This is a genomic window from Streptomyces sp. NPDC020597, from assembly GCF_044335095.1.
Taxonomy (GTDB): Bacteria; Actinomycetota; Actinomycetes; order Streptomycetales; family Streptomycetaceae; genus Streptomyces.
Genome location: NZ_JBIRUL010000077.1, coordinates 1 through 1298 on the forward strand (window position 1 = coordinate 1; position 1298 = coordinate 1298).

The window sequence follows — 1298 nt, forward strand, 5'->3', positions numbered from 1 at the left end:
CTTGAGCGTTCCGATCGTCGCGTCGGCCCTGGCCTTCGCGCTCGCTGCGTGTGGGGCGGGCGGCACGGCGGACAGCGCGCAGAACGCGGGGGCGAAGAGCACGGCGCAGGGCGGGGGTTCCGGCTCGTCGGCGGAGCACACCGATGACATCTCGGTGGGTGTGAAGCCGGATGCGAAGGCGGTGAAGCTGCTGCCGGCTGCGGTGAAGGCCAAGGGCACGATCGCGGTGGCCATGGACCTGGCCTATCCGCCCACCGCGTTCATGGCGTCGGACAACAAGACCCCGATCGGGTTCAACTCGGACTTCTCCCGGCTGATAGCCGCCAAGCTCGGGCTGAAGCTGCAGGTCAACAACATCAAGTTCGACACCATCATCACCGGCCTGCAGGCCGGCCGCTACGACTTCACCGCCTCCACCATGGGCGCCACGAAGGACCGGCTGAAGGTGCTCGACATGGTCGACTACTTCAAGGCCGGGACCGGGGTGTCCGTCCCCTTCGGCAACCCGCAGAAGCTGGGCACCCACACGCTGTGCGGGCACCGCGTCGGTGTCACGTCGGGCAGCACCGCGGAGCTGCAGTGGCTGCCCCAGCTGTCCCGGCAGGACTGTACGGACAAGGGCAAGCCGGCCGTCAAGGCGGTGACCCTGCCCAACGTGAACGACGCGCTGACCCAGCTGGTGTCCAAGCGGATCGACGCGGTGATGTACGACTTCACCGGCCTGCAGTGGGCGGCCACCCAGCAGCCGAAGACGTTCGAGGTGTTGAAGCCCCTGGTGGCCACCAAGGTCGTGGCGGTCGCGCTGAAGAAGGACTCGCCGCTGACGCCGGCGGTGCAGGCCGCGATCCAGTCGGTCATCGACGACCCCAAGTACGCCCAGGCGCTGGGCCGGTGGGGTTTCGACGACCTCGGGATCACGACCGCGGCCATGGCCGTCCCGCAGGACTGAGACGCCGATGGACGTGATCGACACGACGACGACCAGGAGCCGACCGGTGCCGCACCTGCCGGCCGAGGAGAAGAAGCGGATCACGCCGAAACGTCCGCGCGACTACGTCGCCTGGGCCGTCGCGATCGCGATCGTCGCAGGCCTGGTGTGGACCGCGGTGACGAACGAGAACTACCGCTGGCCGGTGGTGTTCAGCTACTTCACCACCGAGACCGTCCTCGACGGCCTGCTGGTCACGCTGATCCTGACCGCGGCGAGCATGGCCCTGGGCACGCTGCTGGGGCTGGTGCTGGCGGTGATGCGCATGTCGCCCCAGCGGCCCGTCTCCGGCCTCGCCCAGCTCTACATC

The 1298-nt window shown here is 68.6% G+C and carries 1 protein-coding gene and 1 pseudogene; both read left to right on the forward strand.

The window, feature by feature from the left end; genetic code table 11:
- Nucleotide 1: 1 nt before the first annotated feature.
- Nucleotides 2–949 carry an ABC transporter substrate-binding protein gene (locus tag ACH4ZA_RS39875; RefSeq protein WP_398433895.1) on the forward strand — a complete coding sequence of 316 codons (948 nt, stop codon included), beginning with the start codon at nucleotides 2–4 and terminating at the stop codon, nucleotides 947–949.
- A 7-nt stretch (nucleotides 950–956) separates the two neighbouring features.
- Nucleotides 957–1298: pseudogene (locus ACH4ZA_RS39880) on the forward strand (amino acid ABC transporter permease); the annotation flags it as partial.